This window comes from Turneriella parva DSM 21527 (genome assembly GCF_000266885.1).
In the GTDB taxonomy this organism is placed as follows: domain Bacteria; phylum Spirochaetota; class Leptospiria; order Turneriellales; family Turneriellaceae; genus Turneriella; species Turneriella parva.
On record NC_018020.1, the window covers coordinates 310,781 to 332,002 of the forward strand.

Genomic DNA, 21,222 nt, shown 5'->3' on the forward strand with positions numbered 1-21,222 from the left:
ACAACGAAATACACATGTGTGGCATATCCGCGATCTTCTCCAAGAACAATTTCCGGAGCGATGAGTTCATCGCCATGACAGACGTCATCCGCCACCGCGGACCTGACGACGAAGGTTATGCGACTGTCTCAGCAACCGGTAAGATTTCTTTTTTCGCGGGCAAAGATACTCCGGCCGCGTGCCGCTCAGCGAGCCAGAAGAAAAAATATCCCTACTTGCCTGATGCACGGCTAACCGCAAATAGCCTTTCGACGGCGAAGAAAGGCGAAGGCCAGATAATCGCTGCGTTGGGGCACCGCCGCTTATCGATCGTCGACACCTCCCCGGCGGGTCACCAGCCGATGACATTTGATAACCGCCTGGCAATTGTCTACAACGGCGAAGTCTATAACCACATTGAACTGCGCAACGAGCTAGAAGCGCGCGGCCGCCGATTCGTCTCGCACAGTGACACTGAAGTCATACTTCAAGCATACGATGAATGGGGAATCGCCTGTCTCTCAAAATTCAATGGTATGTTCGCCTTTGTGATCTATGACCTGCGCAACGATCATGTTTTCGCGGCGCGTGACCGTTTTGGCGTAAAGCCACTCTACTACTACAGCTCTGGCGATGCCCTCGCATTCGCGAGCGAGATCAAACAGTTTACGGTGCTCGAGGGCTGGCAGAGCAAACTGAACAGGCGGCGCGGCTATGATTTTCTGGTCTATGGCATTCATGAACATACTGACGAAACTTTTTTTGAGAACGTGTTTCAGTTTAGCCCAGGCAGCTTTTTCTACGGAAAGCGGGAGGCTTTACTCGGCAACAACCCCAGAATTGACACCTCTAAATGGTATATTTTCCCTGCAGAGAAGAAATTCCGAGGTAGCTTTAATGATGCAGCCGCACAGTTTCACGAACTGCTAAAAGATTCGGTACGTTTGCGACTAAGAGCCGATGTGCCGGTAGGTTCATGCCTTTCTGGTGGCATGGATTCTTCGGCAATAGTCTGTGTCATGAATGAATTGCTGAAAGAACAAGGGGCACATGCCCTGCAGAAAACATTCTCGGCCTGCGCCAAAGAAAAGGCATTTGACGAACGCGAATTCATTGAAGTCGTCGTAAAGCATACCGGGGTCAAAGGGCACTATATTTATCCACAACTGAAGGATCTATTTCGAATCTCTGACAAAATTCTTTGGCACCAGGATCAACCGTACGGTTCGACGAGTATTTTCGCACAGTGGAACGTTTTTGCGCTGGCGCACAAGCACCGCGTCAAAGTGATGCTCGATGGGCAAGGGGCCGATGAACAGCTGGGGGGTTACGCCTCGTACTTTATGCCGTGGCTCGCAAGCCTCGTGCGTAGCTTTCGCTGGCTGAAACTCGCGCAAGAAGCGAAGGCCCTTCACCAGATTCATGGGGTCAATATGGGGCGGCTATCCTGGTTTGCCGCCAATACGTTACTGCCCATGCCTGTCCGCTCGTACCTGAAGAAGCATCTACGCGGCGTAAAACTGGCGCCAGACTGGCTTCATATGGAAAGACTGGGTTTTGATGCATACGATCTGCCCCGGCAGCTGGGTATAACCACGAGCAGGTCGATTCGCGACCTGAGCCTTTCGCAGCTCACGGGTTCGAATCTGCAGATGCTGCTGCATTACGAAGACCGCGACTCGATGGCACATTCTGTCGAGTCGCGCGTACCCTTTCTCGACTACAGACTTGTCGAACATGTATATTCATTACCCGATGACTATAAGATCTATAATGGTCGGACCAAGTTTGTCCTCCGCGAAGGGCTCAAGAATGTATTGCCCGAGAAGATTTATTCCCGCAATTCAAAACTCGGCTTCGCCACGCCTGAAGAAATCTGGGTTCGGCAAGACGCCCCCTACGAGTTTAGAAAGCGTCTGAAGGTGGCAGTCGAAACCAGCGATGGGCTGATTGACCCGTCGATTCAAGAATTACTGGAACAACAAATCTCTGGTAGGGCAAGTTTTTCTTTTCTCATTTGGCGCATCTTGTCATTCAGTGATTGGCTACGAATATTTAGCGCCCAGATTTAGACCAATGCGGTAACATTCTCTTGATTTCTAATACGCGCTCGCTCGGTAAATTTTTCGAAACATGTTCCACTGCATCCAGTCTTCCTGAAAAATATAGGTGTCCATGAAAAAAAATGTGCTCTACCTGACCTGGGGAGAGGACCTGCTCACCAGCGGCATTTTGGAAAACCAGGTCATTAACCAGCTGATTACGACGCGCCGCGTTTTTCCCCAGGTTTCATACTCTTTTCTCTGCGCTATGCCAGTCTTCTGGAAGAAACGGCATCGCGCGCAGGCGCAAATCCTGCACGAAAAGATTGATCGCTTGGAAAAAGCAGGAATCCACGTAAAAGTTGTCTACTATTGGCTGCCAGTGCGGGCACGCTACATGGCAATAGTGCTGCACCCGCTATTCATCGCAGCATTCTTCTTCTGGCTGAAACAGATCACCAATATCTGCAGGCGTCAAGAAATCCATCTCATCCATGCCAGGGCATATACTGGCGCCATTGTGGCGGCGGCCGCGAAAAAATTGCTTCGTTTGAAGGTCCCGCTCGTGTTCGATACACGCGGACTCTACGTCGATGAACTGCTGCAGCTGGGTTTCCTCAGAGAGGGCAGCTGGTGGCACCGGCAATGGAAAAGGGCGGAGCGCACCACGTATGCCTGCTCAGCCAGTATCATCACCGTCAGCGAGCCGTTTTCTGAATACGTACGCGAACATTTCTCACTACCTGTCGACAAAGTTCAGACGATTTTCACCAGTGTTGATTCGGACGTATTCACACCTTCAGTAAAGATCGCCAATGCGCGAATGAGGAGACTTAAGATTGCCGCGCCGGTACTCGCGTATTGCGGAGATCTGGGTGGCAGTAGCTGGCATAGTACTGCGTCATTGTTTGCCTTATTTGGGCAAGTGCGCCGCAAGTTCAGGAAAGCCAGCCTGCTGGTTATCTCTCCGGCAAGCAGAGAGAGTATTGATCGAGAAGTGCTGACGCATTTTCCTGACAGAAGAAATGAGCTCATGGCTAATTGCCGGTTTATGCGGACCTACAACGCCAGGGAAACCGCTGCGGCCCTTTCACAGGCAGACTTTGGAGTATTCAGCTACCACGATTCTGCTAACCGCGGCCCGCGGCACTTGCAGGAAATTGTACTCGGTTCAAAAACGGGCGAATACCTGGCAGCCGGCCTGCCGATTTTGGTCAACCATACAGCCAAAGCTGCTGCTGCAATAGTTAGAGACCATAGATTGGGAATAGCCTATAATATAGGCGACGTGAAATCATTGCATCGGCAGTTAGGCGGCCTGGTGAAGCAATGGTCTGCATATTCGCAGCGCTCCCGCAAGTATGCCCTGAATCATTTTGAGGCAGCTAGTATAGCACGATCGCACCGCTTAATCTATGAGAGACTAAGCAAGCCCTGAAAACAGTAGTCTGCGCATGGATATCAGAATTTCGCAAATTTACTATGACCCGGCTCAACTGCCCACGCTGGAAAAGGCATTTGTCCCCTTTGACAATACTGAAAACCCCAATCGCGAGTTTGCCGAATATTACATTTTTGAAAAGGAATATGCATCGGGCAAGATCCTGCCCGACGCGCACGTAGGTTACGTTTCCTGGAAGTTTGGCGCCAAAACCCGCCTGTCGGGCGATAAGTTTTTGAATTTCATTGAGGCAAATCCTGGCTATGACGTTTATTTCATCAATCCTTTTCCTTTGCAGGTGAAATTCTTCTGCAACCTTTGGCTGCAGGGTGAATTTTATCATCCAGGAATTCTTGAGCTGGCACAGGGCATTTTCAGGGCAGCGGGCTACCCCAACCAACTGGCGAAAGAGATCCATGACAGCTCGACAGCACTCTACTGCAATTACTGGGTAGGCAACCGCAGATTCTGGGATACCTATATGGATTTCGTTCAACCCTTGGTGAATATACTCAGGAGCGGGTTGGGCGAAGCGGAAAAACAAAAGTTGCACTCGATTGCAGACCACGGTAATGACTTCTCTTTCATCGCCTTCATCATCGAACGCTTGTTCACAACGTTGCTAAATTCCAATACCAGCATTCGTCACCTCGCCTACCGTCATAGCTACGCGGATATTCGCAGAAAATACGGTCACGCAGGTGCTGTTATCCATAAGATCTTTCCTGACAACAGCCGGATTTTGAACTGCGCGTATAGCTGGCTAAAAAAATAGCAGACACCATACCGCTCAGCCTCTTTCGCCTTGTCCGCTTGATCCGAGCATCTATACTGTTCTAATGGACGAAGAGCGCTTTCGCCGCGAAATTGCCGAGCTCAAAGAGCGCGAAAAAAAGTTACGCTCTTCGAATAAGAAACAAACCGAGTCGACCGACGAGTCGCAAAATCGCTCGAATGCGATGCGCTACACCTGGCTCGGCGCCGAATTTGCCGCAATCTTTTTTGGTTTTGTCTGGGGTGGGCAATGGCTCGACGCAAGGTTCGGCACCAAACCTTGGCTCGTACTCGTGGGCATCTGCGTCGGTTTCAGCATTGCGCTCTACCGGCTGATTTTTGTCGCGAAGAAACTCGGCGAAGCTGACGACGAATAGATGCATGGCGCAGCAGCACCTGATGCATACTGTTTTTGCCCCGGCGAAGATTAATCTCGGCCTTCGCATCACCGGCCGGTTTGCCAACGGCTACCACCGCCTCGAATCGTTGTTTGTGCCCGTGTCGCTGTTCGACCGCATCGAAGTGAGGCTCTCAGCGGCCGACCGCGTTCAACATATCTGGCCGATTGGCGAACCTACGCCCAAACGCCGGCTGCTGTCTCTGGGGGCGCTCAAGAACCCCTTGCTATGGAAAACCATAGCTCTGGTGCGAGAGAGGCTGCGCGACCATGCGGATTTAGAATTGCCGCGCGTTGCGGTCACGGTCGATAAACGTATTCCCTCGCCTTCAGGGCTGGGCGGCGCTTCGTCAGATGCGGCTGCGCTGATTCAGGCGCTATGCCTCGTGGCAAAAGCCGCGGCGCCCGACAAAAGCGCGCAGATTAATGAGGCTTTGCAATCCGACTTATTTCTCAAAGAAACCACACAGCTCGGGGCCGACGTACCCTATTTTTGGCGCTACGGCCTTGAGGCTCGGGCAGCGATGCTCAACGGCATTGGCCACGAACTTGCGGCACTCGAAATCAATAACATAGGGGGATTTCTCTGCGTACCGCCATTCGGCTTTTCGACAGAACGCATGTTCGCGCACGTGCGAAGCCTGCCATTGCCCACCGCCGAGGCGACAGGCGGCGAATCTGCCGCATCTAAATTGGCTTTACGCCTCAGCGAAATTCCCTATTCGGACGAGGTCGTCTTTGGTGTGAAATTCGTGCAAAACGATTTTGACCGGGCTGCGGCAGCGGTTTTCCCGAATGAAAGCCGGTTGCTGGCGCAGGCAAAGGTGGCGATTGCCCGAACGGTGAACCAGTTCTTCGGTTCGGGTTTTGTAGTCGGAATGTCAGGTTCAGGGGCAGCGCTATTTGCCGCCACAGAAACACCGGTTTCGCAAACGATGCTGGCAGCGTATTCGGGTGTGCTTCGCGCACGCCTCGGCCGCGACTGGCGTGTATTTACTTTTTCTACGGCGGGCTTACGCCCGCCGTAGAAAAAGCTATTGGGCCGTAGCCAAGTGGTAAGGCAGCGGATTTTGATTCCGCCATGCGAAGGTTCGACCCCTTCCGGCCCAGCAATAGGTTTGCCTCCAAAGCATGCCTTCCTAGTGCGACGCAGGCAGCGAAGCGCTTTAGCAGGCGTTTGGCATAGCCAAGCGCCGAGGCCTGCGACGCACGGCATGCGACGGGGCAAACCATATGACCTGAAAACCGCCTTCGGCGGTTTTTTTGTGGGCTTTTTTCTGGCCTTATAGCCATATAGATGGTAATATGGCCCTATGAAGACGACGATCCAGATTCCCGATGATATCTGGCGAAAGCTGAATATTGAGGCGGCCGAAAATCACCAGAAGGGTTTTTCGGGCATAGTCGCAGAGGCAGTTGAAAGCTACCTGAAGCGAAAAGATCGGGCACGTCATTTGAACGAGCGGCGAAAACGCAGGCAAATTGCGGGTGAACTTTTTGGGTCCCTGAGCTCAGCAGAAGCTGTAGACGAACTCAGCAATTTGCGCGAACGTCGAAAACAATGGCACACAAATTCGTAGCCGACACATCAATACTGATCGAATTCTTTCGAGGCGCGCCAGAAGTCAGTTTCATTGCAGAGTCCTTCGAAGAAGGAAATATTTGTATCCCTTCTATAGTACGCTACGAGCTGCTGTGCGGCGTAAAATCTGCGAAACACCGAGAGCAAAGGTTGCGATTTTTTGAAGCATGCCAGATGATCGATTTGACACCCGCCATCGCAGACCGGGCTGCTGAAATCTACTCTGCACTCAGAGAGCGGGGCAAGACACTTGATCACGAAGATATTTGGATCGCAGCGACGGCTCTCGAACACGACCTGCCGGTTGCAACGCTTAATTTACGCCATTTTGAAGCCATTGCTTACATTCCAAAACGAAGTGCGATAGGGCTGCGAAAGTAGACCTCGGCCGGGGTTCGGTAATTCAGCCGCTTGCGTGGTCGGTTATTTAGTAATTTAAGCGCTGCGTCAACCTGTTCCTGGTCGATGCGCCGAAAATCTGTGCCTTTGGGAAAAGACTCGCGCAGCAGGCCGTTCGTGTTTTCGTTCGTACCTCTCTGCCATGGCGAGCCGGGGTCACAAAAGTAGATGCCGCAGTTCAGCACTTGCTGCAGGTCGCGGTAGCCACTCATCTCGGTGCCCCGATCGTAAATGATACCCCGCAGCCGTTCGTTATCGATGTCGGCGAATAGGTCGCGCGCTGCAGCGTTAAACTGTGTCACCAATTTGCGCTCCAGTTTCGCCGCGAGCAAGTAACGCGAATGCCTTTCGACGAAAGTTGCAATCTGCCCGGTGCCCATTTTACCCTCGACCAAATCGCCCTCCCAGTAGCCGGGTTTGCGTCGCGTCAAAGCTTCGGCTGGCAGGTCGTGAATGCGAAAAAACCCTTTGTTTTCAGCCTCAATCCTCACTTTGCGCTTGTATGGTTTGCCTTTGCGGCGCAGGCACAGGCGATAAAAATTCGATGTGCCGGATTTCTTGCGCACATGATTGTAAATCGTCTGCATGCAGACACCGTCGAAACGTTCTAGGCGCATGCGGCCTGCGATCTGTTCTGGTGACAGCGTCGACTTGAGCGATGCTCCGATCTCTGACCAAAGCTCTGGTGTAACCTTCGCGGCGTTGGTATTAGTCTGGCGCTTTCGCGCCTCGTCTCTGGCGCACCGCGCGCTGTAATGTCGTGGCATTGAATTACGCCGAATCTCTCGAAAAATAGTGCTCGGGTGTCGCTTAAGATTTCTGGCGATTTGGCTGGCCTTGAGGCCCTCAGCAAGGCTTTCTTCTATACGCAGTCTTTCATCATTTGATAGTTGAACGTAGGGTCGCATCCGGGGGCTCCGTGGTCGTTTTTCGCAAATCAACCTCGAAACCCGGGAGCGGCCTTACATTACTTTATCCCTTTCGCACTTCGTTTTGGAATCTGCCTTGAGCGCTTGCAGCTCTACGCACATCGCAGGTGACGACTTGATGGACAACAATCTATAACTCTGTTGACATCGGCAAGCGCACGCTCAGTGCTGCGATATGACCGAAGCCAAGCGTCCATCGCCCCTTAAACGTAAGTATGTCATCGATCTGAAATTTCAGGGCAAGTTTATCGTCACGGCCGTTGTGCCTCTGATGATCTTTGTGCTGGTGCTGGCGTTCGGTTTCATGTACGCCGTGAACAGCATCGCGCGCGAGTACCAGTTCGAGAATACCGCCGAGCTGATTCAGAAACTATCGACCACGCTCGGGAACGACGCCACCTCGGGTCTTGTCTTTCAGAAGGTAAAGCTCTACGGCGTGCTCGCTCTCTGCGCTCTCGCTCTGGTGATGGCACTCTCTCTCAGCATACTGTTTGTCTTGTTCTCTCACCGCATCGCGGGGCCGGTGATGCGTATTCAGCGCACTTTCGAAGACGCGCTGCACGGCGACCTGACACAGCGTATTCGCTTGCGTGAAAAAGACGAGCTGAGGGCGACCGCCGACCAGCTGAACCATATGCTCGATTCACTGCAGTCGCGCATTCGCCGCATCGACCAGATGTCGCGCTTCATGCACGATACACTCGAATCCATGCTGCTCGAAGCCCCGCCTGAAAAGAAAGAGCAGCTTTTGAAGCTCGACGACCTCGCCCGCGGGGTTAAAGAAGCCATTGCGGATTTTAAACTGCAATAGACCGGCACGGCTATAAGACCCTACACGCTCTGGCCCGAATTATATGCGGCCGTGATGGCCGACATCGACTACGCCGCGTGGTTTAGGTTCGCTCTGAACTCGATCGGGCGACCCGGTAAACATCATATTCTGGAACTCTTTGCCGGCCATGCTCCGATGGCTCCGATAGCAATGGCCTATGGGCACGTGAATCTTGCGCTGGATATCGAACCCAAGATGCTTGAACACGCGACTGGTGCGCGTGCAGCAGCCAACGCGCTCTTTTTGCCACTCGCAGACGGCATATTCGACCTGGCGCTCGCGACCAATGCTTCGATCAACTATTTGCCAGAGAATGCCGCGCTTGCGCACCACTTATCTGAAATCGGTCGCGTACTGAAACCGGGCGCGGTCTATGTCTTCGACTGCTGCACGCCGGGGCGCGCAGAAACTCTGCACTTGCGATCGATGCGGTCAGCCACAGGTGAAGTTGAATTCTCTCACCAATATGACCGGGTGAAAGGTATTCTGCAAACGCTTGTGACTGTCAGCGGTCGGGGCAGCGAAGAGCACAACCAGCGTATTTTTACTGAACCCGAAATCAGGCACGCGGCTAAGGCAGTGGGCCTAAAGGCCGAACAGACGGTAGCAAACTATGGCCTGCCAGTTGGCACGGGCGTCGAGCCGATTGTCACCTGGGTGCTGCGGCGCGCGTAGCCTTGGTGTAGGCTTTCAGCAAAATCGCTGAGATAAGAAACGCCAGCGCGGGCACGCCGACAAAAAGAAGAGTAATTGTCTGCCCGACAGAAGCCACCCTCTGTGCAGGGTTGTAACCCGCAAGGCTGAGTGCCACACCGATCACAAGCGGCGCGCATGCCATGGCCGATTTGTTCACGAAGGTGAACGCTGCAAAATAAAGCCCTTCTTCTGTATCTTTGCCGCCGGTTGTGAACGCCACCTCTTGCGGCACGAAAAGAATCACCGCACCGGCAAAGCCACCGACCAGTACCGCGAACACAGTCAGATACCAGGTGTGACCCGCCTGCGTCAGCAGCACCGTGGGAAAAATGCACACAATCGCTGCGAGGGCCAGCATCCAAAGTTTGAGACGGCTCGTGCGCCGCGCGAGCAATGACCACAGCGGCACAAAAAGCGTTGCGCTGAGCAAGAACACAACAGCGAGGGTTACACCCAGCTCTTTGTTGCCGAGCACATAGTCGGTGTAGTAAAGCGAGACTGCCAGCAGCGTCGTCGCTGCGAATTGATTGAAGAAGCTCATCGCCGCCACCAGCGCAAAGCGTCGGTTTTCGGCGAGCTTCGCGAGTGCTCGGCTGAATGAATGCCCTGCCGCATCGACCGGGGTTACCGGGTCATTGTATAACATGACAGGTATAGACCCGACCAGCACAAGCGGCAACAGCATCGCCACTACGGCATAAACGAGCATCGGCGCTGATTTTTCTTGCAGCGGCACGAGCAGCCCCAGCGCAACGCCCCCGAGAATAGTACCGAAATTTTCGGTAACGACGCGCGAGGCAAAAAATGGCAATTTAGGCAGTACGCGCTGCAGCGCCGCAAGCCAGGCATAATGGGGAATATAAACGAGCGTGACGCCCAGGTACAGGGTAAAAATGCCGACGGCTGCCATTGCATATTTCGCCGTGGTCGCGCCGGCAAAGACTTCGAGAGCAGGCAAGAACGCCAAAATCAGGCCGCCCGCCAGCGCGAAGAGACCGAGACCTATAAAAACGCGGCGTCTGCGCAGGCGGTCAGACCAATAACCGCAAACCGGGTCGAGCACCGCGTCGGTGGCCCTGCTCGCAAAAAAAATGGCGCCGATGATCGCGCTGTCGAGCAGCAGGGTATCGGTTGCAAATTTCTGGTAGAACTGTGAGACGACGAACTGCACAAAGCCCCCGAGCAGCATCGGCAGTGCCAGAATAACAGTGGTTGAGGTCTTCACTGCGCAGGCTTATTTTGCCGCAGCGCGCGCAAACCAGAAAATCCGGTAGCTCGCGCTAAGGCTCACTCAGCGCAATGCGGTAGGCGCGCTCTGCCGGCTGTGTGAAAAGGTCGACGCAGGTAATTCTCAATAGGTCATCTGAGGCAAAATCGGCCTCGTAAACCAGCGGCGCCTTACCGCGGGTAACTTTCACAATCTTACCCGCGCGCAGGTGCTCGAGGCTGAGTTTACACCCGAGCTTGCTTTCGAGGCGAAGTTGCCGGCGCACCTTCTCTGTCAGCTGCAGCCTGTAATAGTCGACATCTTGCGGGGGATTGATAAATCCCCATTTATACGTCGCGTCGATGAGGGTATCGGCCGTTTCAACCTGGCCATTCGGCTCAGCTTCGTTTTCATCGCTGAACTGAGATTCGCTGACCTTGATTTCATAGGCGGCAGCTTTCAAAGTTTTTTTCGCTGCGCGCCGCGGCTGCACCGAGAAGATGAGACTTTCGCCCGCTTCGAGCCGGGCATTCTCGATGACTTCTGAATTCGGCGCCGAGTATTCGTAGTTTCTCGTCAGGCCGTTGCGCTGCTGCAACGCAAGACGCAGTTGTGCCGCTGCTGCGCTTTCGAGCGAAATGCGAACCAAAACGGAATATTCACGCTGGTTCAGATAGGCGAAATAGTCGATATCATTGCGGCTGCTTAAGGCGCCGGTGATCACACCCTGGGTTATTTCGGTAGCTGCTTTGGCTGAATCATTGGGTTCTATCTCATTGCGGTTCTGGTGTGCAGAAAATTCGAGAATCAGGTCGTAATAGTCACGGCTAACGGTTTCGCTCTGGCGGGTGCCTGTAACGCACAGGTAGATTTTCTCTTGCTGTGAAATTTTGACGCCCGCTATTTGCAGCACTTTGCCGTAAACGCCGGTTCTGACTGCCAGCGGCGCGGCAGGTTTGCCGCCATAGACGAATAACGATGGCTGAATACCATCGACTGCGGTGAGCCTTACGTCTAAAAACCCCGCGCTGGTTGGCGGCGTGTGCACATAACAATCTCGTTCGGGACTGGATTCACCATCGGCCAAATTTTTGTCTGGCCCGTAAAAACCCGAAGCATGCAGACCCGGCATTGGCGTCGCTGTGGCCGGTGTCTGGTTCGGTTCGCGTTCGACATCTGCGGGTGCCCGAAAGCGACGGTAAAAGAACTTGAGCATACCGGGTGTGCTCGTCGTCGCAGAAATTTCGATGCGGGCCTCACCGGCCGTCAGCAAGATCGGCGACACCTCTTCGCCGACGCCTTCGGGTCGGTCGTCGACCACCACGAGCGGCCTGTCGCTGTTTTGAAAAACGGCGATGCGGGTGTCGCTGCCTTCAGCGGCCGCAAGTTCTGCACGCAGCATCTGTGGTTCGCCAAGCGTCAGGCGCACCACAATGCGTGACTCGCCTTTGGGAAAAATTCCCGTCAGTACCTGGTCATGGGCAAGCTCGACAGGTTTGCCTTGCCGAATGTGATCGGTCGACAGCTGCAGCGACGGCTCGCGGCAGAGCGGCGACAACGCCAGCAGCAAAACCGGCCACTGGCGACGCATCTTAAAAAGAAGGAACAGGAATGATGCCCGCTTGCAGAGACTCGGCGATAAGCCTAAACTCTTCGCTTTCGACACCCACGCCGAATGCGTCGTCGCTGCGAAACATCGCCCGCAGAATCTCGCGATTCTCAGCCCCGCGCGCCCGGGCGGTCTCAACGGCGCCTATCAGCTGCTTCACGTCGCCCGCGGCGGCGAGAATAGAAATCTGTATCAGGTCGAAGACGTAATCGGGCGGGGTATCGGGCGTGAGCTCGCCTGCAAGAGCGGGTGTATACCCGACGGCGACCGTGGTCTGCTGACCTTGCGCGTGATCGAATTCAGCGACCATAGCGACCCTGATTGCGCGCCGCACAAAACGTCAAGCCAAAACAGAAAAATGCGGATTGCCCTGTTTACTGTTTTTGCGCGGCTTCCCTTACAGCAACTCGATTCAGCGAGTTGCTGTAAGGGCTACTCAATCGCACGTTCCTTGACGGAGTGTGTTCGTTACCCTGCCTGCACGAATGCATTTTATTCGTTTGGCGAATGCCGCGCAGATGGCGCTGCCGATACTGTTTCTGGTACATTGCAGCACCTCGCAGAAAAAGGCGAGCCTGCCGGCAGAACTTGTCGAATCCACCTTTCGCTATACCGCTAACGACACCGACAATTGTGCCGGTTCACAGGGCATTTGCCTGTCTTCAGATGCGGTCACCCGCCATTTGCCTGCGGGCGCCGTTTCGGGCAAGGTTTCGATTGACCAGAACGTCGTCACCAATGCCGACTACCAAAAGTGCGTCGCTGATCTGCACTGCGAAAAGAATGCGTATTCGGCGAAATTACCCAAGGCCCTCGCGGCAGATAGCGCCCCCGCGCTGGGGCTAAACTTCGAGGCTGCGATGCGGTACTGCGCCTGGGCGGGTCGCCGCATGCCCACGGTCGCAGAACTCAAAGCGGGGTTGACCGACCCCGCATTCGCGCGCACCGACTACCGAGAATGGTCGAACGACTGGGCGCTTTCACCGGGTGCGAGCTGCACACAAAAAGACCGCAACCTCTGTGAACCGGCCAACCCAATGGGCATCTGCAGCGGGGTTTTCCCGTGCAATGCGAGTCTGAAGCTTAAGCAGACTGTTGCGCCGCAATCGGCTGAAGTGACGCCGCTGGCGCACACGACCAAAGACAAGCTCGCGTTTCGCTGCGCATCAGACTTTGCTCCGTCAACCGCTGCGCCTCCGTGGATGTTGAAGTCGCCCCCGGCGCCGCTCGCCGACCCGGCGCCGCTCAGCGCGTCTGAGCGAGCGCTACTGCACAACCTCGAGGCGACCGACACGCTCAACAAGCCGATCTGCAAAGAAAAGTTTACGTCTCCCGCGCACTGCAAAGACCCCGTGACGTATTTCACTCCTAACGAATCGCAAAACTACCAGTTCGCGCCGTACATTCGTAACCTCGGGGGTGGGTATGCAGGCGTCGCCGCCGATGCAAACTATTCGTACATCGCCGCAGCGCGCAGCCGCTTCGTGTGGCTGTTTGACTTTGATGTGAACATCAATGCGCTGCACCGCATTATTCGCGCAATGGTGCTCGAATCACCGACTGTGCCAGAATTTTTGCAGAAATTCGAAAAGAAGAACAATAAATCAGCGTTGGAAATTCTGGAGAAATATTACAAAGACCGCGACGATCTCGATTTTATCCAGCAGGTCTACCGCAATAACTTTGCGAGCCTGTCGAAGCACTACAAGGCCAGCGCAGCGCCAGACAAAAAACAGGGGGAGTTCGGATGGTTACGCTTTGCCGACAACTACCGGTATATTCGGCTGCTCTACACGCAAGACCGTATCACGATTGTACCCGGCGACATGCTGAAAGACAAGTCGATGCGTTCGATCGGCAAATCTGCGCGCGCGCTCGGCGTGCCGATTCGTGTGTATTACCCGAGCAACGCAGAAGAATTCTGGAACTATACCTACAACGATTCAAACTACAAGAAGAACATACTTTCGCTGCCTTTCGACGAAGCCTCGATTACCTTTCGCTCGGTGCACGAATACCCGTGGCACCCGACCTATCGCAAGGGCTTCAAAGGCTTTTGGCACTACGTTGTGCACGGGGCATACAACTACCAGAAGCGGCTGCTGCTGCCCCACTACGATTACATGGATTATTTCAAGATGCACCGGGTAGTCTCAAAAACACGCGCTGATTTCAGTACGATTGAGATTCCCAGCGCGATACCGAAGGGCATTCTCGAACAAGACCGCTGACGCCGATGAAACGCACGGCGCTGGCGATCAGTTTGCTCTTCGCCGGCTGCCAGCTCGCGGGTACAAAACCCGGCGAGAAGCCCCAGGTCTACGCTCTCAAATATGCTGAAAGCGACTACCCCGCGCGTCTTGTCAATTCACGGCAAACGAACGGCAAGGTCTATATGCATTGGCTTGCATACCTGGTCAGGTCACCGGATGGCGGTCTTACGCTCATCGACTGCGGCTTCAGCGACCCGGCGCTGGTGAAGAAGTTTGCGCTGCGTGGCTTCAAGCCTGTGAGTGAAATTCTTGGCCAGCTTCAGATTATGCCGCAGCAGATTCAGACCGTCATTTTGACGCACACGCATTTCGACCACGCACTCGACGTGGGGCTTTTCACGTCTGCCAACGTCTATGTTCACGCAAGCGAGGCGGCCAAACCCGAATCTTCGCAGCTGACAAAGGTATTCGCGACGCTCGGCGACCAAAATCGGCTGCGACAAATTCAAGACGGCATGCAGATTGGCCCAGCGCTCGAGGCTATCCATATCGCGGGCCATACGCGCGGCTCGCTCGTCGTGCGGCTCGGGGCGCAACCCGTGCCGACAATCTTCACCGGCGATGAATGCTATTTCGCCGAGGCCTGTCATCAGGGCATTGGACTGCCGGCGGCGGCGGCATTCGATAGAAATAAGAACCGGGCCTTTATTCAGTCAATTAGACCTGACACAAGACTTTTAACAGGCCACGAGCCCCACAAGACGGGCGGCAGGTGGATTTCGCCTGAAATCTTTTTATTTGATTAAAAGGTTCCTGAAAAAGGAACCTGTTAGCAGGCATCCGGAACCGCAAAGGCGAAAAGCAGCAAAGTCGCTTGCTTGCAAGCGACGGCGCGCTTTAGCAGTCATTTGCGGACGCAAATGACGAGGCTTTTCGCGTTTGCGGGAGTTTTTCCGGAGCCTGTTAAGGTGTCTTTTTCGGCGCAGCCGAAAAATCTGTCTTATACCTTTTGGTGCCACCCGCATGGCACCGAGGCGCCTGCTTCAACTGGTCACGCTGGTAGATCTCATCGAACCAGGTATAAATGGGCTTACCGCGCAGGTACTTCTTGTACCGATCTGACCAGCGCAGGTTGTCGCGGCAGCGCACCGTAGCCGTAAAGACCCCCTCTGCGTTCGTGGCGAGTTCATAGACCGCGATATCTTCAGAATCTCCCGCCTGGTAAACAATGGCGATCTTTTCACGCTTGCCGAGACTATCGCGCGCCGATTCGAGCAGTTTATTGAACTGCTCACGGCTGGTGTATTCCCAGTCGAGGGCGTTACTCGCGAAGACGACGCTGACATCGCCTGCGCGCGGCGCCAGGTTCGCGTCGTGTATAAACCCCAGAACCAATTCGGTTTTCGGCAATTGCTGCTGGCTCACATAGTGATCGAATGCGCTGCGGCAATGCACCTTTTCAGTCTCCATGCAGAGCGAGACTTCGTTTTTCACCTGTTCCCGCTTGGGTGGGCGCATGTCAAAATGCGCCACCCAGCCCAGTTCTAAGCGTTGCAGCAGTGCCATCGCATCGGCCTGCCGTTCGTTTGCCCGCACGAGCTCTTGAAAATCGTAATGTGCCTTCAGAATTCGCCAATCGATATCAATTGCTGCAAACCGCTTACACCGCATGTGCTGAAACATCATATAAAACTGCGTAAAGCCAACCGTGTAACAGTCTTTCGCCTCTGGGTACAGCTCTTCGATGAGCGCGAAACTTTTGTGCACGCCCCGGTCGTTCATTTTGAAAAAATTGAAACAGCCCGCGAGCATCGTCGGTAACACGTTGTTATACCACTTCTCTTCAGGGTCTTTGCGAAAGTCGAGGGTCTTCGAAAATTCTTGCGCGACAGCCTCGTCGTAAGGCCGCATCTGGAACATCATTTCGCAGATGACATCGCCCTTTTCCTCAAGCCGGTGAAAGAGCTTTTTGATGCTGGTGTTACGGTAGCTGCTATCGCTCACGGGGGCGATGAAATTTCTGTGTTCAGGTGTAACCTGCAGTTTCGCGGTTGTGCTGCAGCGTATAAGAAATACAACCAAGAAGAACAGCAACGCCAGATGTTTCAACGGCTTTCTCCCGGCTTCAGCGCAAAATCAATGATGCCAAAATGCGAAATGGTCTTGCGCTTCACCAAACCATTGTAGCGTTCAACTTTTGTAGTTTTTAACAGATTATTGCCGCCGCTGCCATAGGGCTCACGCCCGTTGCGGCCGAGCACCTCCATGACCACATTGCCCTGCGCGTTCGAATAGCGCAATACCCCTTCGGCTGTCTCTCTCGCTTCGAGCTCGAGTGCGCGAATCATGATGGCGTTTACGGGAAATGCATCGGGTTTGTCGACCCGAACAATGGAATAGTACGAGCGGCTCTTCTCGGGCATGATCTCGTCGCGAATAAATGCGATCAGGTCAAACAGATCGTCGCTGATACGAAAATTGCCTTCAATGTCGATCAGACTCTTGATGCGCTTGGCCCCTGCCGGGGGCGGGGAGTGATATTTGACATAGTAATCGAGATATTCTTTGGGGCTCAAATCCGCCGTTTTGTAAGATTCGATCTCGTGCGTCGCCTCGCGCCGCAGAAATGCATTGCGGCTTACAGTACCATTGCTGTAGGCGATAAACTCATAGTCGACATCGAACGGAAACAAATCAGCAAAGAGCGGCCAGGCGTTCTCTTCGATGAGGGGCCACTCGGGCCCCACTCTGCCAAACCAATAAGAGCGGTTATGGCAAAGAGACATAACGGGCAATATCACGCCTTCTTCGCGCTCAGCGGGTGGTTTTTTCACATAGATGAATTCACCGGGAAAGACGAGCAGCTTCTGTGGGTCTTTGGCTGCATAGTCAACGATGGCAGGGGTCAGAAAAGATTTGTGGTACCCGAACGTATCGCCGCGAAAGGGTATAACGAGTGTGCGCTTAGTTGCTTCATCGGCATCTGCCCCAAAGGAGACCATGAGCGGCCACCCCTGAAATTCGCCGAGGTAGTGTGAAAAACTATCGGCAGGTTCGAAGTAGTCGAATGATTTGTTTCTGATCTTGAGTTTAACAGGTGCTGCCGACTGCGATTCATCGATGCAGTCGTAAATTTTACCCACATGTGCATCACCGATCGGTCTATAGCGCGAGCTGATATGCTGTGAAAATTTTAACTTCGTCAGCTGCGGCGCTGCGTGAACGGCGAACGTGGCTAAAAACCAGACCAGAGTCTTTATCGCGTGAGAGACACTCATGATAAACCTCGGCTATTGAATGCGTGCCAGACTGATTTCAAGAGGCGCCTGTTTGAGCGATTCGAGAAAATTCGTCGTAGTGAGCACACGCTCGACTGTCCAGTCACCCATTTTAAAGTGTGTCGCGCGCGGCCGCTTGATTTGTTTGCCCGTATAAACCTGCATGCGGGTGAGTTTGCGAATATCACCTGACGTACCGCGGTAGAAAGGTTCGTAAGGGTTTGTGACGAGATCGAGCACCACATTCTGCCGGTCATTCGTGAAGCGAATTACGCCATCGGCATCTTCGACGCCGGTAAGGTCGAGCGCCGCGATCATCGCCAGGTGACCTGCGTACGCATCGTATTTGTCAATGCGCGCCGCGCTATAAAAAAATTTTTCGGGGTCGCGCTCTACCTCGAGCTTGATGTATGCAAGCATATCCCAGAAGGGTTTATTCACTTCGTAATTGCCTTCCATGTCGATAAAGCCCTTGATAAAGGGATAAACGCCCTCGGGAAAACTCGTGTTTAACAGATATTCGCCGAGAAAGCTCTTATAGTCTTTAATGTGTTTGAAATCCCACTGCTGCCCTTTTCTTATTCTGCGATCGAGCAGTTGGTTGCGTGGAGTGGTCGCGTTGCTGTAAGAAACGATGATTACCGGATTTCGGTGCGCAGTCAGGCGCCAGAGCAGGCGTTTGCCACCGTCGTTCTCGAATCCGGGCGATTCGGTATTGATATAGCGATCGGGATATCTGCCGCGATGGCAGATCGGCGCAAGCGGTTTTTTGCCGCCGGTCGCCTTGTCGACGTAGCGATATTCATCGACGGTCACGAGCGTGGCGGCTGGCAGATCTTGGTAAAGGCGCAAGAACGAAGCGGTCGCGGCTGACTTATGAAAGCCCGAGGCTTCACCGCGCAGACCGACGAGCACAGTTCGGCCTGGCTGCATGCGCGAACGCCCATGGTAGCCGACAACAAACGGCCAGCCCGCCTCTTCTGCGAGGTAGAACTCCCGGTCATTGTGCGGTGCTTTCGGGAAAAGATCAAATTCAGCAAACTGGGCCCTGAGCCCCGTGATGCCAGCGCTGTTTTCAATGCAGTCAAAATAGAGCTCGCGGTGCTGTGGCAAAATAGGGTGCGCGAGCACTGTCTCAATGCCGGGCATTTTCGCAAGTTCGGCAGCATCGGGCACCGCGACCCTGCCCGCGTTTGGGTCAGAAGCCGCTGCCGCACGTTTACCGCCTGCAGTACAGTTCTGCGAAATGCCCGCCAGAATTAGCAGCAGCGCGAGTAAGGGGGATATCCCAATCAAACGAATCAATTTCATTGTCTCGGCTATTATTTCTGCAGGCACATGCAGCGGCCACCAAATTGAAGCTGCACTTTTGTACTTTTTTCTTTTCGCACCACCCACGTTCACGGCATGCACACTCGGTGCCGGCTGCACAGCGGCCAGCACGGGAGAACTCATGAAAAAAACAAACTTATTAATGGGCGCGGCGCTGGCGGGTCTTGCACTTGCAGGCGGCGTCGGAGCGAAAGAAGGCAAAGCGAAAGCTGTCGAAGGCGAATGCCACGGTATCAATGGCTGCAAAGGCCAGGGTGACTGCGGAAACAAAGACCACGGCTGCGGTGGCCAGAACGCTTGCAAAGGCCAGGGCTGGAAAAAGATGACTGAAGCACAATGCAAGGCCAAGAAGGGCAAATTTAAGCCGATGTCGATGGAGATGTGAGACGAACGAACTGACCGGGCTGGGACTCAGAACCCGGCATTTTGACTATCTGCTTCGCCAGCCGACGGCCAACGTCGGCTGGTTCGAAGCCATTACCGAAAACTTCATCAGCACGCAGGGCGCGCCGCTTTACGTGCTCGAACAAATACGCGCCCGTTATCCCGTTGCATTGCACGGCGTGGCGCTGTCGATAGGCAGCTATGAGGGTCTGAACCCAAAGCACCTGCAGCGCATTCGTGAGCTGGCTCTGCGCATCGCACCCTTTCAGATTTCAGATCACCTGTGTTTCTCGCGCTTTCGCCGGCGGCAATACCATGAACTGCTACCGCTGCCGCGAACTGAGGCGATGCTGCGCCGGGTGATCGCCAATATCGACCACGCGCAGACTTATCTGAAACGGCAGCTCGTACTCGAAAACATCTCTGCCTACCGTGAGCACCCGGCCAACGAGATACCCGAACCCGAATTTCTGAACACACTCGCAGAAAAAAGTGGCTGCAGGCTGCTGCTCGACATCAACAATATTTATGTGAACGCGGCCAATTTTCGCTTTAACGCGCGCCGGTTTGTGAGAGAGATTAATCCGGCTTATGTCGTGCAGTACCACCTCGCCGGGTTCACCGACATGCACACGCATCTTTTTGACACGCATGCAGAAAAGGTACACGCCCCGGTGGTGCGCCTGTTTCGCGAAGCAAGGTACCACCTGGGCGAGAAGCGGTTTAGTCTCGAGCGCGACGACCGTATACCTGGCTTTGAAAGTCTGCTGCGCGAAACCCAGCGACTCGCGAGCGCGACACCGGTCAGCATGCCGTCGCGGTTTAATTCGCCTCTGGCGATGCCCAGCAAATCTCAGCGAAATGTAATCGCCACCGAACCGCAGCCGATTGCCGAATGGCAACGGACATTTTATACGCTCCCCGCTTCGGTTGCAGAGACGCACTGCGGCACGCTCTCGCCCCGCGCGGCGCAAAAGGTTTACCGCGACGCCTACCAGATTCGTCTGACGAGTGCGCTCGCCGACAAGTTTCCTCTACTTTTTAAAACCCTGGGTGAGCGCAAAGCGAAGAGAATTCAGAAAGAGTTCATTGACGAAAACATTTCGACACACGAAGATTTGGCGCTCTATGGCAATAATCTGCCACGCTGGTTGAAAACGCGTTACGAAAGCAAGAGAGAGTGGCAAAAGCTGGCAGAACTCGACATGATACAATTTGAGATTTTTCACGCGATGCTTCGCGAAGGCGTATCAGGTCTTCTGCAGAAAAAAGTTTTTCTGGCGCCGACCACGCGAATCTGGTCTGCGAGCCCGAGCTACGTCGCGGTGCGTGCGGGTCGCGTTGTGCTGTTGCCGGCCGCGCAGCCGGGCATGCAGCGCCTGCTTTGCTACCGCGACGCATTCGCCGTCAAAGCCGTGCCGCTCAGCGCCGGCCAGCACCGATTTGTACGTCATCTGATGAAGCCCGTTCGTCTCGGCGCCGTGCTCGCGCGCGCAGAGCGTGAAAACTGGTTGCCGCCGCAAGAGGTGAAGAAGCTCTTTCAGGTGCTCGGCGTCGCCGGGGTGCTCGCATGCAGGCAGACGACCTCTTGACTAAACACGGTGACGCATTGTATGCGTTTGCCAGACAGCGTCTCGACAACGACGACGACATTGCCGACTGCATTCAAGAGACATTGCTGGCGGCGATCAAGGGCAGCGCCGGCTTTGAAGGTCGGTCTGCCGAACGAACCTGGCTGATCGGTATTCTCAAGTTCAAAATTATCGATGTCTTCAGGCGCCGCTCGCGCGAAATACCGTACGAGGCACCTGAGATGAACGATGAAAGCGAAAGTTTTGATAGCCACGGCCATTGGCAAAAGCAGCGGGCGCCGCGTTCTTGGGCCAAAACCCCGCTTGAAGAACTCGAGGGCGCCGAGCTCGCAGAGCATCTGAAGCGCTGCATCGGCCACCTGCCGGGACCTATGCGCATCGCGCTGACGCTGCGCGAACTAGAGGGATTTTCCACGCCAGAAATCTGTAAGACGATCGGTGTGACGGCGACTAATCTTAACGTGATGCTCTACCGGGCGAGGCTGCACCTGCGCCGCTGCCTCGAAGAAGCGGGCTTTCAAGGTACAGAGAATTAA

General features: G+C 54.3%; 21 protein-coding genes and 1 tRNA gene. 15 read left to right on the forward strand and 7 right to left on the reverse strand.

The genetic code is table 11. From position 1 onward, the window contains the following. Positions 1–14: 14 nt before the first annotated feature. From asnB to TURPA_RS01475, 8 genes are all read left to right on the forward strand, one after another. Positions 15–2,051, forward strand: coding sequence for an asparagine synthase (glutamine-hydrolyzing) (gene asnB, locus TURPA_RS01440; protein ID WP_014801504.1), 2,037 nt, complete (start codon positions 15–17; stop codon positions 2,049–2,051). Positions 2,052–2,154: 103 nt separating this feature from the next. Next, the gene (locus tag TURPA_RS01445; protein WP_014801505.1) at positions 2,155–3,459 is read left to right on the forward strand and encodes a glycosyltransferase; all 1,305 of its coding nucleotides are present in this window, start codon (positions 2,155–2,157) and stop codon (positions 3,457–3,459) included. A gap of 16 nt (positions 3,460–3,475) precedes the next feature. Next, positions 3,476–4,237: a hypothetical protein gene (locus TURPA_RS01450; RefSeq protein WP_014801506.1), complete on the forward strand. Its 762-nt coding sequence runs from the start codon at positions 3,476–3,478 to the stop codon at positions 4,235–4,237. A gap of 64 nt (positions 4,238–4,301) precedes the next feature. After that, positions 4,302–4,613: an AtpZ/AtpI family protein gene (locus tag TURPA_RS01455; protein WP_014801507.1), complete on the forward strand. Its 312-nt coding sequence runs from the start codon at positions 4,302–4,304 to the stop codon at positions 4,611–4,613. Positions 4,614–4,635: 22 nt separating this feature from the next. Beyond that, positions 4,636–5,661 (forward strand): 4-(cytidine 5'-diphospho)-2-C-methyl-D-erythritol kinase, encoded by a 1,026-nt coding sequence (locus TURPA_RS01460; protein WP_157210355.1) that lies wholly within the window; start codon positions 4,636–4,638, stop codon positions 5,659–5,661. 10 nt (positions 5,662–5,671) lie between these two features. After that, a tRNA-Gln gene (locus TURPA_RS01465) sits at positions 5,672–5,743 on the forward strand. A 203-nt stretch (positions 5,744–5,946) separates the two neighbouring features. Then, positions 5,947–6,213, forward strand: coding sequence for a hypothetical protein (locus TURPA_RS01470; protein ID WP_014801509.1), 267 nt, complete (start codon positions 5,947–5,949; stop codon positions 6,211–6,213). Continuing rightward, positions 6,195–6,596, forward strand: coding sequence for a type II toxin-antitoxin system VapC family toxin (locus tag TURPA_RS01475; RefSeq protein WP_014801510.1), 402 nt, complete (start codon positions 6,195–6,197; stop codon positions 6,594–6,596). Before TURPA_RS01470 ends, TURPA_RS01475 begins: the two co-directional genes overlap by 19 nt. Here TURPA_RS01475 and TURPA_RS01480 read toward each other — a convergent pair. Further along, positions 6,557–7,522 carry an IS30 family transposase gene (locus TURPA_RS01480; RefSeq protein WP_014801511.1) on the reverse strand — a complete coding sequence of 322 codons (966 nt, stop codon included), beginning with the start codon at positions 7,520–7,522 and terminating at the stop codon, positions 6,557–6,559. The two genes, TURPA_RS01475 and TURPA_RS01480, sit on opposite strands and share 40 nt — an antisense overlap. Positions 7,523–7,718: 196 nt before the next feature. Between TURPA_RS01480 and TURPA_RS01485 the strand changes: the two genes are divergently transcribed. Beyond that, a complete protein-coding gene (locus tag TURPA_RS01485; RefSeq protein WP_014801512.1) occupies positions 7,719–8,354 on the forward strand; it encodes a HAMP domain-containing protein in 636 nt (211 codons plus the stop codon). Between the two features lie 54 nt (positions 8,355–8,408). After that, a complete protein-coding gene (locus tag TURPA_RS01490) occupies positions 8,409–9,050 on the forward strand; it encodes a class I SAM-dependent methyltransferase (RefSeq protein WP_041948227.1) in 642 nt (213 codons plus the stop codon). Here TURPA_RS01490 and TURPA_RS01495 read toward each other — a convergent pair. The 3 genes from TURPA_RS01495 to TURPA_RS01505 are packed head-to-tail and all read right to left on the reverse strand — an operon-like array spanning position 9,025 to position 12,197. Next, the gene (locus TURPA_RS01495; protein WP_014801514.1) at positions 9,025–10,296 is read right to left on the reverse strand and encodes an MFS transporter; all 1,272 of its coding nucleotides are present in this window, start codon (positions 10,294–10,296) and stop codon (positions 9,025–9,027) included. The two genes, TURPA_RS01490 and TURPA_RS01495, sit on opposite strands and share 26 nt — an antisense overlap. 55 nt (positions 10,297–10,351) lie before the next feature. Next, positions 10,352–11,869 (reverse strand): hypothetical protein, encoded by a 1,518-nt coding sequence (locus TURPA_RS01500; protein WP_014801515.1) that lies wholly within the window; start codon positions 11,867–11,869, stop codon positions 10,352–10,354. A 1-nt stretch (position 11,870) separates the two neighbouring features. After that, a complete protein-coding gene (locus tag TURPA_RS01505; RefSeq protein WP_014801516.1) occupies positions 11,871–12,197 on the reverse strand; it encodes a hypothetical protein in 327 nt (108 codons plus the stop codon). Positions 12,198–12,372: 175 nt separating this feature from the next. Here TURPA_RS01505 and TURPA_RS01510 point away from each other — a divergent pair, with 175 nt between their 5' ends. Beyond that, a complete protein-coding gene (locus TURPA_RS01510; protein ID WP_014801517.1) occupies positions 12,373–14,118 on the forward strand; it encodes an LIC_10091 family protein in 1,746 nt (581 codons plus the stop codon). A 5-nt stretch (positions 14,119–14,123) separates the two neighbouring features. After that, a complete protein-coding gene (locus tag TURPA_RS01515; protein WP_014801518.1) occupies positions 14,124–14,906 on the forward strand; it encodes an MBL fold metallo-hydrolase in 783 nt (260 codons plus the stop codon). A 157-nt stretch (positions 14,907–15,063) separates the two neighbouring features. Here the strand turns inward: TURPA_RS01515 and TURPA_RS01520 are convergent, their stop codons facing one another. Genes TURPA_RS01520 through TURPA_RS01530 form a run of 3 tightly spaced genes read right to left on the reverse strand, consistent with a single transcriptional unit; the run spans position 15,064 to position 18,689 of the window. Next, the gene (locus TURPA_RS01520) at positions 15,064–16,209 is read right to left on the reverse strand and encodes a hypothetical protein (protein ID WP_014801519.1); all 1,146 of its coding nucleotides are present in this window, start codon (positions 16,207–16,209) and stop codon (positions 15,064–15,066) included. After that, entirely contained in the window at positions 16,206–17,378 is a 1,173-nt protein-coding gene (locus TURPA_RS01525; RefSeq protein ID WP_014801520.1) for a hypothetical protein, read from the reverse strand. Before TURPA_RS01525 ends, TURPA_RS01520 begins: the two co-directional genes overlap by 4 nt. 12 nt (positions 17,379–17,390) lie before the next feature. Further along, positions 17,391–18,689 (reverse strand): hypothetical protein, encoded by a 1,299-nt coding sequence (locus TURPA_RS01530; protein WP_157210356.1) that lies wholly within the window; start codon positions 18,687–18,689, stop codon positions 17,391–17,393. A 142-nt stretch (positions 18,690–18,831) separates the two neighbouring features. On the opposite strand from TURPA_RS01530, the gene bufA2 reads away from it, so the two are divergent. Genes bufA2 through TURPA_RS01545 form a run of 3 tightly spaced genes read left to right on the forward strand, consistent with a single transcriptional unit; the run spans position 18,832 to position 21,222 of the window. Further along, the gene (bufA2, locus tag TURPA_RS01535) at positions 18,832–19,095 is read left to right on the forward strand and encodes a BufA2 family periplasmic bufferin-type metallophore (protein ID WP_014801522.1); all 264 of its coding nucleotides are present in this window, start codon (positions 18,832–18,834) and stop codon (positions 19,093–19,095) included. 19 nt (positions 19,096–19,114) lie between these two features. After that, a complete protein-coding gene (locus TURPA_RS21230; RefSeq protein ID WP_281054991.1) occupies positions 19,115–20,686 on the forward strand; it encodes an MbnB/TglH/ChrH family RiPP precursor modification enzyme in 1,572 nt (523 codons plus the stop codon). Next, the gene (locus TURPA_RS01545; protein WP_014801524.1) at positions 20,665–21,222 is read left to right on the forward strand and encodes a sigma-70 family RNA polymerase sigma factor; all 558 of its coding nucleotides are present in this window, start codon (positions 20,665–20,667) and stop codon (positions 21,220–21,222) included. Before TURPA_RS21230 ends, TURPA_RS01545 begins: the two co-directional genes overlap by 22 nt.

Coding starts and splice junctions, on each gene's coding strand:
- asnB (WP_014801504.1), top strand. CDS start 15: ATGTGTGGCATATCCGCGATCTTCTCCAAGAACAATTTCCGGAGCGAT.
- TURPA_RS01445 (WP_014801505.1), top strand. CDS start 2,155: ATGAAAAAAAATGTGCTCTACCTGACCTGGGGAGAGGACCTGCTCACC.
- TURPA_RS01450 (WP_014801506.1), top strand. CDS start 3,476: ATGGATATCAGAATTTCGCAAATTTACTATGACCCGGCTCAACTGCCC.
- TURPA_RS01455 (WP_014801507.1), top strand. CDS start 4,302: ATGGACGAAGAGCGCTTTCGCCGCGAAATTGCCGAGCTCAAAGAGCGC.
- TURPA_RS01460 (WP_157210355.1), top strand. CDS start 4,636: ATGCATACTGTTTTTGCCCCGGCGAAGATTAATCTCGGCCTTCGCATC.
- TURPA_RS01470 (WP_014801509.1), top strand. CDS start 5,947: ATGAAGACGACGATCCAGATTCCCGATGATATCTGGCGAAAGCTGAAT.
- TURPA_RS01475 (WP_014801510.1), top strand. CDS start 6,195: ATGGCACACAAATTCGTAGCCGACACATCAATACTGATCGAATTCTTT.
- TURPA_RS01480 (WP_014801511.1), bottom strand. CDS start 7,522: ATGCGACCCTACGTTCAACTATCAAATGATGAAAGACTGCGTATAGAA.
- TURPA_RS01485 (WP_014801512.1), top strand. CDS start 7,719: ATGACCGAAGCCAAGCGTCCATCGCCCCTTAAACGTAAGTATGTCATC.
- TURPA_RS01490 (WP_041948227.1), top strand. CDS start 8,409: ATGGCCGACATCGACTACGCCGCGTGGTTTAGGTTCGCTCTGAACTCG.
- TURPA_RS01500 (WP_014801515.1), bottom strand. CDS start 11,869: ATGCGTCGCCAGTGGCCGGTTTTGCTGCTGGCGTTGTCGCCGCTCTGC.
- TURPA_RS01505 (WP_014801516.1), bottom strand. CDS start 12,197: ATGGTCGCTGAATTCGATCACGCGCAAGGTCAGCAGACCACGGTCGCC.
- TURPA_RS01510 (WP_014801517.1), top strand. CDS start 12,373: ATGCATTTTATTCGTTTGGCGAATGCCGCGCAGATGGCGCTGCCGATA.
- TURPA_RS01515 (WP_014801518.1), top strand. CDS start 14,124: ATGAAACGCACGGCGCTGGCGATCAGTTTGCTCTTCGCCGGCTGCCAG.
- TURPA_RS01525 (WP_014801520.1), bottom strand. CDS start 17,378: ATGAGTGTCTCTCACGCGATAAAGACTCTGGTCTGGTTTTTAGCCACG.
- TURPA_RS01530 (WP_157210356.1), bottom strand. CDS start 18,689: ATGAAATTGATTCGTTTGATTGGGATATCCCCCTTACTCGCGCTGCTG.
- bufA2 (WP_014801522.1), top strand. CDS start 18,832: ATGAAAAAAACAAACTTATTAATGGGCGCGGCGCTGGCGGGTCTTGCA.
- TURPA_RS01545 (WP_014801524.1), top strand. CDS start 20,665: ATGCAGGCAGACGACCTCTTGACTAAACACGGTGACGCATTGTATGCG.